Origin of the sequence: Methylobacterium sp. C25, from assembly GCF_021352225.1 — a bacterium.
In the GTDB taxonomy this organism is placed as follows: domain Bacteria; phylum Pseudomonadota; class Alphaproteobacteria; order Rhizobiales; family Beijerinckiaceae; genus Methylobacterium.
Genome location: NZ_JAAUVI010000002.1, coordinates 101,499 through 114,306 on the forward strand (window position 1 = coordinate 101,499; position 12,808 = coordinate 114,306).

Consider the following 12,808-nt stretch of genomic DNA (forward strand, 5'->3'; position numbering starts at 1 on the left):
AGCGGAGTGACCCATGGGCGTCCGCACTACAGAATGCCCCGTCTGGAAAATCCCTGGCGCTGAGGCTCGGCTCGTCGAGCTCTGGACCAAAAGCAACGACAGCATCGAAGCGATCTGCCGTTGCCTCACCGCCGAGTACCGGATCCCGGTCCGACCTACGGCGCTGTCGAACAAGATCTCACGCATGGGCCTCCAAGGCTCGAGGCCACAGCCGGCACCGCCGCCCGAGGCCGACGAGGTCGAGACCATCTCCCTTCCCCATGGCTACGCGTATCGGGGCGGTCGCTTGCTCCGGGACGGTGCCGTTCTGGAGTTCCGGCAGCTATGACCCCTCCCCCGGTCTCTCCCACCACACCCGCTCCCCGGACCCTTGAGGCTCTGCGTTCTCTGAGCGAGAGGGCGACGCCCGGGCCTTGGGAAGTCGGCGAAGGGCTGCTTCTGAAGAACAGCGTGATGGTCCCGTGCCCCGGCGGCACGGAGCGGCTGTCTATTTTACGGGCCGACCTGATCGAAGCTCAGGATGCAGAAGGCCGTAAGTGGTTTGCCCCCGGCGACAGTGAGGCCAATGCCGCCTTCATCGTCGCCCTGGAAAATGCCTACCGCTCTGGCGAACTCGTCCATCGTAGCGCCTCCACCGCCCCCGGACGGCTTGATCGCGAGGCGGTGGCGCGGGCGATCCGATCGGCTTTGGTCGAGAATTGGTCCGACGCCGCGAACGCCCGCAGATGGGACGAAGACGTTCTGCTGACGGGTTGCCGCAAGGTTGGTGGCGGCAAGGGCTACGAGAAGCCCGAAGAGGCGGCACAGAACCTCGCTCTTGAAGCCGCCGACGCCATCCTCGCGCTAGCCCTAGCCTCACCAACTGCTCAGGGCCGCAAGAGGGAGAACGACAAGCCGAACCTCCGCGCCCGGATCACGAAAACGCTCATGACCCATCTGCCGGTGAGCCGGCCTCTGGCGGAAGAGGCAACGCGCTGGGTCTTCTGGGATTGCCTCTACAAGGACTACGTGCAGCCGCGTGAGGCCGCCGCCCTCGCCACCGCACCAGCGACGGATGCGGGGTTAGGGGCTGGGGTGCCGCTCAATCGTGACACCGTCACAGAGATAACGGCTGACGCGCTTCAAGCACTGCGAAAGTGGCAAGCGCAGACACGGGGACTTCGGGAGCCGACGCTCCGTGAGGTTGTCGAAACGATCATCCGCAAGGCACTCGCCGCATCCCTGTCACAACCGGAGACCGTGGCCGGGGGTGCCTCTCTGGAGCGCGTCCGGCATGTGAAGCGCGGAACCGAGTACGAGGTGCTGGGCGAGGCCGAGGCTCAGGTCAGCCACAACAAGCTGCCGACCGCAAGCTTCCACAAGCGGCCCATCCAAGATGGCGACGCGATCACCGTCTATCGCTGCATCAAGACCGGCAAGCTCTGGTGCCGCTTCACCGACGAGTTCCGTGACGGTCGCTTCGAGGCGCTTCCCACCGCTCCGGCTCGTGGCGTGGGAGGCGAGTGATGTGCAGCTATTGCGGTCACGAGTTCGGCGCCGGCTATCCCGATAGCGTATGCATCGACGGCTACCTCTGGGACGCCGACTCCGGCGACGAGGACGGTTTTACGAGTGGCGGCGAGTGGGCCTGTCCCGCTTGCAATACAGTGCAGATGCTCTCCGACGCACTGGAGGAGGCCAAGGAGGGCTCCTGCGGTCAATCGATGTGGAGGCCTTGGTGTGCGGCCACTCAATGGGAAAGCGCCTGCCAATCCGCTCTACGGAATAGCCGGAAGGAGGCCGAAGCTTTCATCCGCGCTATCGAGCCATTCCTAATCGTCGATTGGCCCAATCGTGAAGCGGTCTACGAGCGCGAGGCGCCGTGGGGCATCACGATTGAGAGAGTGTGGTCGCCGAGCGAGGTGCTCACATGACCGCCGCCCCAACCCCCAACGACATGGCCGATCGCGCGCTGCGGGAGGCGATGGCCGAAAAGGTCTATGCGGCGATCGAGAAGGCACAATGCCCTGGTCGCGAGGGGCCATACGGCCTCTACGACTACTCCAACTATGAAGGAGCCTCGGCTCCGCATGTCGTCCGGGATTTCCGAGACATGCGCAGCCCAGACTACGGCAAGTTCATCTTCCGATCGGATGACCCGGCCGTAGCACGAGACGAGTACGACCGGCTGACGCGGCTGCACATCGGCGAGACCGCCCTTGCTGCCGTAGACCCGTCCATCGCCGCCCTGCGCGCCGAGAACGAGCGGCTGAAGGCTGTCGAGATCGAAGCTCGCCTCAACGACCGGCCTGTCTATTCGCGCCGGAAGCTCATCGCAGAGCACGACGCTCTCGCCTCAGAACTCGGGCGGGTGAAGGCGGCTCTGAAGATCTCCCTCGACGGAGCGCGCGGCGGTAACGCTGACAAGTCGACTTCCGATCTCCTGCGCTGGGCTGCGCACCGTGTCCACGCCACGCACGGGGACGGTGAAGTCCCGACGCCGGCCATCTTCAACGAACGTGCCGTGATGCTTGATCGAGCTGTCTCGACGGCCCGCGCCGCCCTTCAGGGGCCGAAGCCATGAGCCGCGCGGATCTGGAAGGGCTGCTGGGCAAGATCGACGGGGTGTTTGACGACTTCGACGAGAAGCACGTCAACGCCTCGATCGCGGCCTCGGCCATCGGACTGATGATCCTGAACAATCGCGACGCTTTCGCCGCTCTCCGCTCTTCAGGCGCGGGCGCGGAGATGCGGGACGAAGGACGGTTGATTGCGACAGGATGGCTCACGCGGATGGGTCGCGAGGATGGCGAAGGTCGAGGCGTCACGGCCACCATGTTGGTGGACATGGAAATGGAGAACGCGGCCCGCTGGTCGGACGTGTGGTCCGGCAAGCGCTTTGAAATACGCGAATGCTCCGACCAATCCGGCAGAACTCTCCCCCGAGCCCTCCCGCTTGATGGAGGGCGGTCGTGAAGCTGACGGACGATCACCTCGCTTGCCTCGGGGCACTCGAAAAGCTTGCCCTCGCCGGCTGCCTGACAGGAAATCTGGCAGTGCGCGCCGGAGGCACGACGCGAGCCTCCTGGGCGACAAATCGGATGCGCACGCTTGCTAAGCGCGGTCTTGTCCAACGGCACGAGAGCAACGCCGAGCGCTGGTTCATCACCGAAGCTGGTCGCCAAGCCCTCGCGGCGCGGGGAGGCGATCAATGACACCGATCATCGTCTCCGCTGTCGTGTTCCTGGCGCTTGAGGGAACGGCCCACTTCAGCCGCATGCTGGCGTTCGGCGTCGCCATCGGAATGGCGCTGACATCGGCTCTGTACCTTCTCGCTGAACCGACACCCAAAGAGAAGGCCGACCCCAACAACGCAGCCCGTGTGGACGGGCGGGGTGGTCCGGACCATGGCTAAGCGCAAGCCCGTAGCTGCCGATCGTCTCGAGACCGATCAGCGCCCGCTCTCGAGACCTCTAGCCCTTAAACGACAGACCCAGGAGTCGGTGATGCAGCCCCTTGCCTATCGGATCGACCAGGCCGCCGCGATCATCGGCATCGGTCGAACGAAGCTCTACAGCTTGATCAGCAAGGGCAAGCTGAGAGCGCATCGACATGATGGCGTTACGCTGATCCACCGGGCCGATCTCGAGAGCTACTTGGCTGCGGGCGATCCCTTGCCGACGAAGGCCGCCCAGTGATCCATCAGGAGCCTGCGCTTCTCGAGCGCGTCTCCTCGGCGATAGGCCCGCTCGGTTTCATCGCCGACGAGGTGCGCCAGCGCGGCTTCGATCACCTCTCGAGGGTGGTCGGTCTCGTCGGCTGCCCAGTCTCGGAAGCTCGAGCGAAATCCGTGCGTGGTGACAGCATCCTTCTCGGCGCGCCGGAGCAGAGCTTCGAAGGCCATGTCGGACAGCATGCCACCGGTCGGGCTGGCGAACACCAGATCGTCGTCGGTTCGGGCCTCGAGTGCTCTTTCGGCCAGGATGGCGAGCGCGGCGGCCGGAAGCGGAACACGATGCGGTCGCTTCATCTTCATGCGCTCATCTGGAACGGTCCAAAGCGCGCCGATCGGATCGACCTCCGGCCAGCGCATGCCGCGGACCTCGCCGGATCTCGAGGCAGTCAGGATGATGAACTCGAGCGCTCGAGCCGTGACGGCTGGCCTCTGTCGCAGGCTAGACACGAACTCCGGCACTTCGGCCCAAGGCATCGCCGGATGGTGGCCTCTGCTCAGCCGCTTCGCTCGAGGGAGGATCGCCTCGAGGTGACCGCGCCAGCGCGCCGGGTTGTCGCCCGTTCGTTGACCGGCCGCTCGAGCAGCGTCCAACACACGTTCGATCCGGCCGCGCAGCCGACGCGCCGTCTCCGGCTTGACGTGCCAGATCGGGCGCAGGGCTTTCAGCACTTCATCCGTGCCGACGTCGGAAACCGGCAAGTCCCACATGCCATCGGTCTGATGCTCGAGCGTCTGGCGCCATTGCCAACGATGCTGTGCATTTCTCCAGACGGATTCGCGGTCATTCATGAAACTTTCTGCCGCGGACCCGAAGGTGATGACGGCCGGGGCAGCCTGTTTTGGTGGGGTGCGGCGCGCTTCAATGGGGTCCACCCCACCAGCGATTTGCTCTCGAGCTTCTGCCGCAACCTCTCGAGCGCGGGCCAGCGAGACGCTGATGACGGAGCCGAGCCCCATCTCGCGTCGGCGCCCATCAATGCGATAGAGAAGCACCCATCGCTTCGCGCCGGCATCGTCTACGACAAGATAGAGGCCGCCGCCGTCAGCGTGCCGTCCGCGCTCTGTGAGCGTCTGGACGCGACGGGCAGACAGGCGATTGACGGCTCGAGCCACAGCACCCCACCACGCACCCCACCGACGTTTGCGGATTGCCGCGAACACGTGAGAACATTTGCGAACGGATTTGTGCTAGTTTGGCGGAAGCCCGCAGCGGACGCCAGTCATAGGAGGACGGAAATGAACGCCCGCGAACGCCATCCTGGTGGAGCTGAGGGGATTCGAACCCCTGACCTCCGCAGTGCGATTGCGGCGCTCTCCCATCTGAGCTACAGCCCCGTCGAGGCGCCGGCCTTTTAGGCTTGGGCGTGTCATACTGTCAATTGCCGCGAGAGCCCCTGGCCGCCCTTGGGACGTGCCTTTGCGGGTGCGCGGACGCGTGGATCAGTAAGCCTCGGATGAACGCTCTTCTCTGGCTCTTCAACACCATCATCCAGCTCTACATCTACATCCTGATCGCGAGTGCCGTGCTGAGCTGGCTCATCGCGTTCAACGTCGTCAACGTGCGCTCTCCGGTGGTCTCCCAGATCGGTGAGTTCCTGTATCAGGTGACCGAGCCCGTTCTGCGCCCGATCCGCAACTTCCTGCCCAATCTCGGCGGTGTGGACGTGTCACCGGTCATCCTCATCCTGTTGCTGCTCTTCGTGCAGAAACTCGTGACCGATCTGGTGATCCAGCTCGCGTACTGAGCGCAGGAACGCCCCGTCACAACTTTTCCGGAGACATCGCTGCGGCCGGATGCTCTATGGGAGCATCGTGAGGCAAGCCTCTCTCCGAGCACCGTAATTCCCAGGACGACGAGACCCATGAAGACCAATCCGGGCCGCTTCTTCGAGGATTTTCGCCTCGGCGAGACCATCCGCCATGCGACGCCACGGACCGTCACCACTGGTGACGTTGCGCTCTACACGGCGCTCTACGGCCCTCGTTTCGCGGTGCAGTCCTCGGATGCCTTCGCCAAGGCGATCGGTTACCCGCAGAGCCCGCTCGACGATCTGCTGACCTTCCATGTCGTGTTCGGAAAGACTGTGCCGGACATCTCGCTGAACGCGCTGGCCAATCTCGGTTACGCCGAGGGCGGGTTCCACCGGCCGGTCTATCCAGGTGAGACGCTCTCCACGGTCTCCGAGGTCATCGGCCTGAAGGAGAGCTCGAACAAGCAGACCGGTGTGGTCTACGTACGCTCCACCGGCTCGGATTCCGCGGGCAAGACCGTGCTGAGCTATTGCCGGTGGGTGCTGGTGAAGAAGCGCGACCCCGAGGCGAAGATCGCCGAGGAACGCGTGCCCGATCTCGTCAAGGTGGTCGACCCGGCCGACCTCGCCCATTCGCTGCCGCCGCTCTCGGCGAAGGCCTACGACCTCGATCTCGCCGGCAGCCCCTATCGGTTCTCCGACTACGTGGCGGGTGAGCGTATCGACCATGTCGATGGCATGACCGTCGAGGAGGCCGAGCATCAAATCGCGACGCGCCTCTTCCAGAATACCGCGAAGGTGCATTTCGACGCTCACGCCACGAAGGAGACGCGGTTCGGCCGGCGCTTGATCTATGGCGGTCACGTCATCTCGCTGGCACGTGCGCTGAGCTTCAACGGCCTCGCCAACGCCTTTGCGCTCGCCGGCATCAATGCAGGGCGTCACGTGGCCCCGCTCTTTGCGGGCGACACGGTCTATGCCTGGAGCGAAGTGCTGGAGACGGCCGAGCTTCCCGGCCGCACGGATATCGGGGCGCTGCGCCTGCGCACCATCGCAACCAAGAACCAACCCTGCGGCAACTTCCCCGATCGTCAGGGCGACGGCTACGATCCGGCCGTGATCCTCGACTTCGACTATTGGGCCTTCATTCCGCGCTAAAACCCAAGCGCGCCAAGAACGGCGCGCCGCAGCGGGTTTCCCGGGTTTGAGAGCAGCTTCACGGCCATCGCGCAGGCGATGACGACGAGCAGCGGGCGGATCAGTCGGGCGCCGAGCCTGACTGCGAGCGCCGAGCCGGCCTGAGCGCCGATGAAGGCGCCGATCCCCATGGCGAGACCGACGGGCCAGACCACCGAGCCCTGAAGGGCGAAGAGCGCAAGGCTGCCCAGATTGCTGGCCGCGTTGCAGAGCTTGGTATGGGCCGTCGCGCGAACGACGCCGAGGCCGAGCAGAGTCACGAAGCCGATCATGTAGAACGAGCCGGCGCCCGGACCGAATACACCGTCGTAGAAGCCGACGGCAGGTGCGAGCGTCATCGCGAATTGCGCCGGCCTGATCCGCGCCGCGGCGTCCTCGTTGCTGATGCGGCGCGCGGTGGCGAAGTACAGCGCGATGCCGACGAGCAGCAGGGGCACCAGCGCGTCGAGGGTCCCGCGCGGTAGCAAGCTCACGCAAAGCGCACCGAAGATCGAGGCCGCCCCTGCGGCGAGCGCCGAGGGGAGCACGTCCGGCCAGTGGATCAGGCGGCGCCGTGCAAAGGCGATGCTCGCAGAAACGGAGCCGCTGCTACCCTGCAGCTTGTTGGTGGCGATGGCGCTGACCGGGTCGAACCCCGCTAGCAGCAGGGCGGGCAGCGTCAGCAGCCCTCCCCCGCCAGCGATGGCATCGAAGCAGCCTGCGACGACGGCGACTCCAAACAGCCCGGCAAGCGTTCCGGGATCGACGCTGGCGATCATGCGCAGAGCCGACGGGGTGACGAGACGACGATCACGGGGCAAGGCTCCAGGCCGGACGGGGCGTGCCTGCCTTAGCCGGTGTCGTGCTGCCGGGAAACGCCGCTTCGGGTCAAGAAGCCCGGCGTAGCCGTCGTTTGCTCGCCGAACCTGCGTGGTCGGCAGCCAAACGGGTCGCGAACTCCGCGGGCTCCATGCCCTTGCCGTAGCGGAAGCCCTGGACGAGACGGCAGCCCATCGCGAGCAGGGCTGCTTCTTGTTCAGCCGTCTCGATCCCCTCGGCGATCACCTGCAGGCCGAGGCCACGACCGATATCGAGCAGGCCTTTGACGATCGCCGCGTCAAAGGGGGCCGTAAGGATGTCGCGCACGAAGCTGCGGTCGATCTTGAGTTTCGTGAGCGGGAAGCTCTTGAGCATCGAGAGCGAGGCGAAGCCGGTGCCGAAATCGTCGAAAGCGATGCCGACGCCGCTTTCGTTGAGATTGCGCAGCGGACGTAGCATGTGGTCGTCTGGGCGCAGGGCGATGGTCTCGGTCACCTCGATCTCGAGGTCCTTCGGTTCGAGCCCGTGCCGCTCCAGGGCCTCCTTGACCACCTCTTCGAGGGTGCCGGCGCGCAGTTGTGCAGCAAACAGATTGACGGCCACCGGCATGGGCGGCAGCCCTGCTTCTCGCCAGGCTGCGGTCTGGCGGCAGGCCTCTTCGATCGTCCACCAGCCGATCGAGAGCGCGAGCACACTGGACTCGATGGCCGCCAGGAACTCACCGGGCATCACGAGCCCGCGTTCCGGATCCCGCCAGCGGATCAAGGCTTCTGAGCCGCAGATGCGGCCCGTCTCCAGATCGATCTGGGGCTGGTAGTGCAGTTCCAATTCCTGGCGCTCGATCGCAACCCTTACCCGGTCGAGCAGATTACGCCGCGCCGCTTCCGCGCTACGCATGGCAGGTTCGAACAGGCGGAAGCAGCGGCCGCCGTCGCGCCGCGCCCGGTCGAGCGCGAGGTCCGCACTGGCCAGCACTTCCTCGGCATCGCTACCGTGGCTCGGCGCGAGCGCTGCGCCGATGGCCACGCCGACATGCAGCGGATGATCGCCGACCTGGATCGGCTCGGCGAAGGCCAAGACCAGGGATTGCGCACAGGCCTGCGCCGCAAGGGGATCGGCAAGCCCGCGCAGTACCACGGCGAGTTCGTCGCTATGCAGCCGCGCCAGCAGAGCGCCGGGATCGAGGCGGGCGGTCAGCCGGACGCAGAGGGCTTCGAGCAGAGCGTCGCCGATGGCATGGCCGAGGTTGTCGTTGGCACCACGGAGACCCTCGACGCCGAGCACCAGGACGGTGGCCTCCCCTTGGCTCGCCTGGATGGCGGTGAGCTCTTCGATGACGCGATTGCGGTTCGGCAGGCCCGAACGCGGATCCTGGTGGGCGAGACGCAGCAGCCTGGCATCGCGACTCCGGCGCTCGGAAATATCCCGGATCGTGGCACCGATGGCGATGCCGGCGCTGCTTCGCCAGCTCGACAGCGACAGCTCGACGGGGATCTCGACGCCATCACGCTTGACCGCAGTCACTTCGACCGTCTTGCCGGCGAGACGGGGGGTGCCACCAGCCACCATGGCGGCCATGCCGGCCGTGTGCGGGCCGTGGAACCGCGTCGGCACGATGACGCGGACGTTGAGGCCCAGCATTCCGCCCGGCTGATAGCCGAGCATCCGCTCGCAGGCCGGATTGGCGAAGGTGATGGTGCCGACGCCGTCCGAAATCAGCAGCGGCGACTGTGTCGAGCTGAGGAAGCCGTGGGCTTGGTCGTAGACGGCACCCCGGCTCTCGTCCTCGAGGATCTCGACGACGATCCGTGCGATACGCTTCAACCGCGCCCGAGCGCGGCTCGGAAAAGCGCTGCGCGCCATGCGGTCGGCGACCGACAGCCAGCCAAGGACATCACCCTTCTGGCCGATCAGCGGGATGCCGACAAAGAACCGAAGGGAGGGTTCACCCGAGACCAGGGGATGCGTGGAGCGGGTGGGATCAGCGAGTGTATCGTGGACGATCACCGCGCCATCGAGTTCCAGCCCCCGAAGACAGCCGTCCTGCGCACGGGCGAAACCAGGGATGTTGCAAAGCGAGCTGCAGCCCTTCATCCACTGATGGCCACCGACGAGAGAGATCGCGGCGATCGGTGTGTCCGCGATGTCTGCTGCCAGACCGAGAAGTCGTTCGACATGCGGTATGTCGACGGCAGCCGGCATCGCGCTGGGCGGGCCATCCGGCTCCTGCAGCTGCGGCGTTCCGCAAGCTTGGGTAGTCGTCAGACCGGCTGAGCAGCTCGGTCCGGAGGCATCGTCGAGCATGCCCAGTGCAATCCTCGCCGTATCGTAGGCGGCGATACAATCCCTGGTGCACACTTTCAAATGGTTAAGACGTGAGCTCTAATCCTTCGCCGCATTCAAGATTTTCTCGCGCCCATAGCGAGTATTGCCGGGTTTCATCTTTCTCAACTCGCGTCGAAGCTTATTGATTGTATTTTGCATACCAGCAAATGCGAATGCTGGTCTGGTTCAGAGGCTAAAGCGTTTCGTTTTTCAAAACGATTTGACACGAGTACGCACGAGCCCCGCGCTCCCTGATGACGTGCGGGGCCCGAGTGCGTCAGTTGCGGACGATCACCTTCGTGCCGACGCGGACTCGATCATACAGGTCCACGACGTCCTTGTTGGTCATCCGGATGCAGCCCGACGAGACTGCGGCGCCCATCGTCTCGGGCTCGTTCGAGCCGTGGATGCGATAGAGCGACGAGCCGAGATACATGGCGCGGGCGCCGAGCGGGTTGTCTTGGCCTCCGGCCATGTAGCGCGGCAGATCGGGACGGCGGGCGAGCATCTGCTGGGGCGGACGCCAATCCGGCCATTCCTTCTTCATGGTCACGGACTTCACGCCGGACCATGAAAAGCCCTCTCGGCCGACGCCGACGCCGTACCGGACCGCCTCGTGGCCGTGAAGCACATAGTAGAGCCGCCGTTGGCTCGTGGAGACCACGATGGTGCCCGGCTTCTCCTTACCGCGCCAGGCGACGGTCTCGCGCGGGATGGCCTGCGTCTTGAAAATGTTCATGAAGTCGGCGAGCGGCCCGCTGTCGAGCGGATTGGCGCCAGCTTCGGGCGCGGCGCCCAGGCAGAGCATCGCGGCGATGGCAGCCGGTGCGATGGTGTGGCGGAAGGTCATGCCGATGGTGCTCCTCGTCGGTCCGATGCGCGCAGCCGCTTGGAGGTTGTGCGCGAGCTTCCCTGGAATGCCAGCCGAGTTGGGGCAGAAGGGAGGCGCCCCTGTGCGCTTCTGGCAACAAGCCCGGCGAAACCGCGTAGCGGCAAGTGGCGATTTGGTTCCGCCGTGAGCTGAGCGCCGGCTCGGGCAGAATGTCGCAGTGGCTTGCGCCGGGGAAGAATCCTCCCCAGTCTTCGGACCCGTGACGGCTACGCTCCTATCAAGACGGACGGGCCGGGCATGCTGCGCGCTGTTTGCCCTGCTCTGTCTCCTGACGACGGCCTTGTTCGCTGTAGTCGACGCCTCCGCGTCGAACACCGGCGTCACGGGCGACGTTCGTACGACTGCAGCGATCTCGGCGAGCGACCGCCAGGCTCCGCCCGTCTTCGCGGATCGCAATACGTCCGATGCCGACAATCCGTTCGAGCACGGCCGTCTTCCGGTCGCCGGTGCCGGCGTCACGGTGCCGCAAGCGATCTCGAGCAAGCCCGCATTGGGCAGCGTCGTCGGCTTGATCTCGGCCGAGCTCTCCTTGCCGGAACGGCCTCCACGGACCTGATCCGGTAGCGCTTGGCTTTGGCCGGCAGGTCGGTGTCCCGGCCATGCCGTCGTCGGATCGCCAAGATTTCTCGTCATTCTGCGACATCAGCCGGTCCATCGACGATGGCACGGTTGACGCATGACGATGCGTCCCGAACGTCCGCCCGGCCATCGCTGGCCTGGCCCAACGAGACATCGGCCTCGCGAATGCTCGCGCACTCCCTCAGGAGCGCCGCCCGCGAGTCTCGGCCATTCGGATTTCAGGAGGCTGTGCGCCTCCCACTGAGCGTATCGCAGGAGCGAACCCATCGTGACGTCGTCCAGCCAGAGCCCTCGCCAAGCCGCCCGCAGCGGTTGGACCTGGAGCGCCACGCTCGCCGTGAGCGTGGTGATGGTCGCCATCTCGGCCTGCAACGAGCAGAAGGCCGGCGCGCCCGTTCCGCTGCCGCCCCCTGAGGTCAGCGTCATCAAGGTGAAGGCGCAGCCGATTCCCTACCTGCGCGATCTGCCAGGACGCGTGGCACCCATGCGGATCGCCGAGGTGCGTTCGCGCGTCTCTGGCCTCGTCATCAAGCGCTTGTTCGAGCAGGGTAGTGCCGTCCATGAGGGCGACATCCTCTACAAGATCGATCCTGCTCCCTATCAGGTCGAACTCGCTAGCGCGGAGGCGGCGCTCGCCCGGACCGAGGCAGCCCTGGTCCTCGCGACACAGCAGGCCGATCGGCTGGAGACCCTGCTCGCCCGCAACACCGCGAGCCAGGCGCAATACGACGCCGCCGACGCCGCGCGGAAGCAGGCCGCTGCAGAGGTCGCAGGTGCAAAGGCCACGCGCGACCGCGCCAAGCTCAATCTGTCCTGGACGGACGTACGTGCCCCGATCTCGGGCCGTATCGGCCGCGCACTTCTGACCGAAGGGACCCTGATCGAGCAGGGCGCGACCGGCGTGCTCGCTACCGTGCAGCAGCTCGACCCGATCTATGTCGACATCACCCAGTCGGTCGGCGAGCTGAACAAGCTGCGCCGCGATTTCGCCAGTGGCGAGCTGGCCCGCCTCTCTCACGATGCCGCCAACGTGCACCTGATCATGGACGATGGCAGCCTCTACGGCTCGGCCGGGCGGCTGCTGTTCTCGGACGTGACCGCCGACCCGAGCACCGGCCAGGTGACGCTGCGCGTGCAGATCCCGAACCCGCACGATGAGCTGTTCCCCGGCATGTATGTCCGCGCCCGGATCAAGCAGGGCATCGATTCGGATGGCATCGCCGTGCCGCAGCAGGCGATCCAACGCACCAACGAGGGCAAGGCCGAGGTCTGGCTGGTGAAGCCGGACGGCCACGTCATGCTGCAGCCGGTCGAGGTCGGCCCGGTGGTCGACGGCAGCTGGGTCGTGCGCGAGGGGCTCGAGCCCGGGCAGAGCGTCGTGGTCGAGGGCTTCCAGAAGATCGTCGCCGGGATGCAGGTGCAGGCACGTCCCTGGAAGACGGAGGCGCCGGCCGGCGAGAAGCCGCACGATGCCGACGCGTCCGAGAAGGATTCGGCTTCGATCGACAAGTCGAACCAGCCCGTTGCTCAGGCTCGCTGAGGACGCGCGGA

The 12,808-nt window shown here is 65.7% G+C and carries 16 protein-coding genes and 1 tRNA gene; 12 read left to right on the forward strand and 5 right to left on the reverse strand.

Annotation, left to right across the window (positions count from 1 at the left end):
- Window positions 1-13: 13 nt before the first annotated feature.
- The 8 genes from HCU64_RS06750 (at window position 14) to HCU64_RS06785 (ending at window position 3,677) form a co-directional block, all read left to right on the forward strand.
- Complete coding sequence (locus HCU64_RS06750) at window positions 14-328, forward strand: hypothetical protein (RefSeq protein ID WP_233383076.1); 315 nt, start codon at window positions 14-16, stop codon at window positions 326-328.
- A 125-nt stretch (window positions 329-453) separates the two neighbouring features.
- Window positions 454-1,506 (forward strand): hypothetical protein, encoded by a 1,053-nt coding sequence (locus tag HCU64_RS06755; RefSeq protein WP_233383077.1) that lies wholly within the window; start codon window positions 454-456, stop codon window positions 1,504-1,506.
- Window positions 1,506-1,913, forward strand: coding sequence for a hypothetical protein (locus tag HCU64_RS06760; RefSeq protein WP_233383078.1), 408 nt, complete (start codon window positions 1,506-1,508; stop codon window positions 1,911-1,913). The genes HCU64_RS06755 and HCU64_RS06760 overlap by 1 nt, the downstream gene beginning before the upstream one ends.
- A complete protein-coding gene (locus HCU64_RS06765; protein WP_233383079.1) occupies window positions 1,910-2,563 on the forward strand; it encodes a hypothetical protein in 654 nt (217 codons plus the stop codon). The genes HCU64_RS06760 and HCU64_RS06765 overlap by 4 nt, the downstream gene beginning before the upstream one ends.
- On the forward strand, window positions 2,560-2,955 hold the full coding sequence (locus tag HCU64_RS06770; protein WP_233383080.1) for a hypothetical protein: 396 nt from the start codon (window positions 2,560-2,562) through the stop codon (window positions 2,953-2,955). The genes HCU64_RS06765 and HCU64_RS06770 overlap by 4 nt, the downstream gene beginning before the upstream one ends.
- A complete protein-coding gene (locus HCU64_RS06775) occupies window positions 2,952-3,194 on the forward strand; it encodes a hypothetical protein (protein ID WP_233383081.1) in 243 nt (80 codons plus the stop codon). The genes HCU64_RS06770 and HCU64_RS06775 overlap by 4 nt, the downstream gene beginning before the upstream one ends.
- Window positions 3,191-3,394: a hypothetical protein gene (locus HCU64_RS06780; RefSeq protein WP_233383082.1), complete on the forward strand. Its 204-nt coding sequence runs from the start codon at window positions 3,191-3,193 to the stop codon at window positions 3,392-3,394. The genes HCU64_RS06775 and HCU64_RS06780 overlap by 4 nt, the downstream gene beginning before the upstream one ends.
- A 91-nt stretch (window positions 3,395-3,485) precedes the next feature.
- Window positions 3,486-3,677 (forward strand): helix-turn-helix domain-containing protein, encoded by a 192-nt coding sequence (locus HCU64_RS06785; RefSeq protein ID WP_233383083.1) that lies wholly within the window; start codon window positions 3,486-3,488, stop codon window positions 3,675-3,677.
- Here the strand turns inward: HCU64_RS06785 and HCU64_RS06790 are convergent.
- Window positions 3,632-4,828 carry a tyrosine-type recombinase/integrase gene (locus HCU64_RS06790; RefSeq protein ID WP_233383647.1) on the reverse strand — a complete coding sequence of 399 codons (1,197 nt, stop codon included), beginning with the start codon at window positions 4,826-4,828 and terminating at the stop codon, window positions 3,632-3,634. The two genes, HCU64_RS06785 and HCU64_RS06790, sit on opposite strands and share 46 nt — an antisense overlap.
- 146 nt (window positions 4,829-4,974) lie before the next feature.
- A tRNA-Ala gene (locus HCU64_RS06795) sits at window positions 4,975-5,050 on the reverse strand.
- A gap of 119 nt (window positions 5,051-5,169) precedes the next feature.
- Between HCU64_RS06795 and HCU64_RS06800 the strand changes: the two genes are divergently transcribed.
- Complete coding sequence (locus tag HCU64_RS06800) at window positions 5,170-5,460, forward strand: YggT family protein (RefSeq protein WP_233383084.1); 291 nt, start codon at window positions 5,170-5,172, stop codon at window positions 5,458-5,460.
- Window positions 5,461-5,577: 117 nt separating this feature from the next.
- On the forward strand, window positions 5,578-6,624 hold the full coding sequence (locus HCU64_RS06805) for a MaoC family dehydratase (RefSeq protein WP_233383085.1): 1,047 nt from the start codon (window positions 5,578-5,580) through the stop codon (window positions 6,622-6,624).
- Here the strand turns inward: HCU64_RS06805 and HCU64_RS06810 are convergent.
- The 3 genes from HCU64_RS06810 to HCU64_RS06820 all read right to left on the reverse strand — a co-directional run bounded on the left by HCU64_RS06810 (window position 6,621) and on the right by HCU64_RS06820 (window position 10,594).
- Entirely contained in the window at window positions 6,621-7,421 is an 801-nt protein-coding gene (locus HCU64_RS06810) for a TSUP family transporter (RefSeq protein ID WP_233383648.1), read from the reverse strand. The two genes, HCU64_RS06805 and HCU64_RS06810, sit on opposite strands and share 4 nt — an antisense overlap.
- Before the next feature lie 109 nt (window positions 7,422-7,530).
- Window positions 7,531-9,765 carry a putative bifunctional diguanylate cyclase/phosphodiesterase gene (locus HCU64_RS06815; RefSeq protein ID WP_233383086.1) on the reverse strand — a complete coding sequence of 745 codons (2,235 nt, stop codon included), beginning with the start codon at window positions 9,763-9,765 and terminating at the stop codon, window positions 7,531-7,533.
- A 298-nt stretch (window positions 9,766-10,063) separates the two neighbouring features.
- Window positions 10,064-10,594, reverse strand: coding sequence for a L,D-transpeptidase (locus HCU64_RS06820; RefSeq protein ID WP_233383649.1), 531 nt, complete (start codon window positions 10,592-10,594; stop codon window positions 10,064-10,066).
- Between the two features lie 364 nt (window positions 10,595-10,958).
- Between HCU64_RS06820 and HCU64_RS06825 the strand changes: the two genes are divergently transcribed.
- Both HCU64_RS06825 and HCU64_RS06830 read left to right on the forward strand, forming a co-directional pair.
- Complete coding sequence (locus HCU64_RS06825; protein WP_233383087.1) at window positions 10,959-11,234, forward strand: hypothetical protein; 276 nt, start codon at window positions 10,959-10,961, stop codon at window positions 11,232-11,234.
- 291 nt (window positions 11,235-11,525) lie between these two features.
- On the forward strand, window positions 11,526-12,797 hold the full coding sequence (locus tag HCU64_RS06830) for an efflux RND transporter periplasmic adaptor subunit (protein WP_442785920.1): 1,272 nt from the start codon (window positions 11,526-11,528) through the stop codon (window positions 12,795-12,797).
- Window positions 12,798-12,808: the final 11 nt, after the last annotated feature.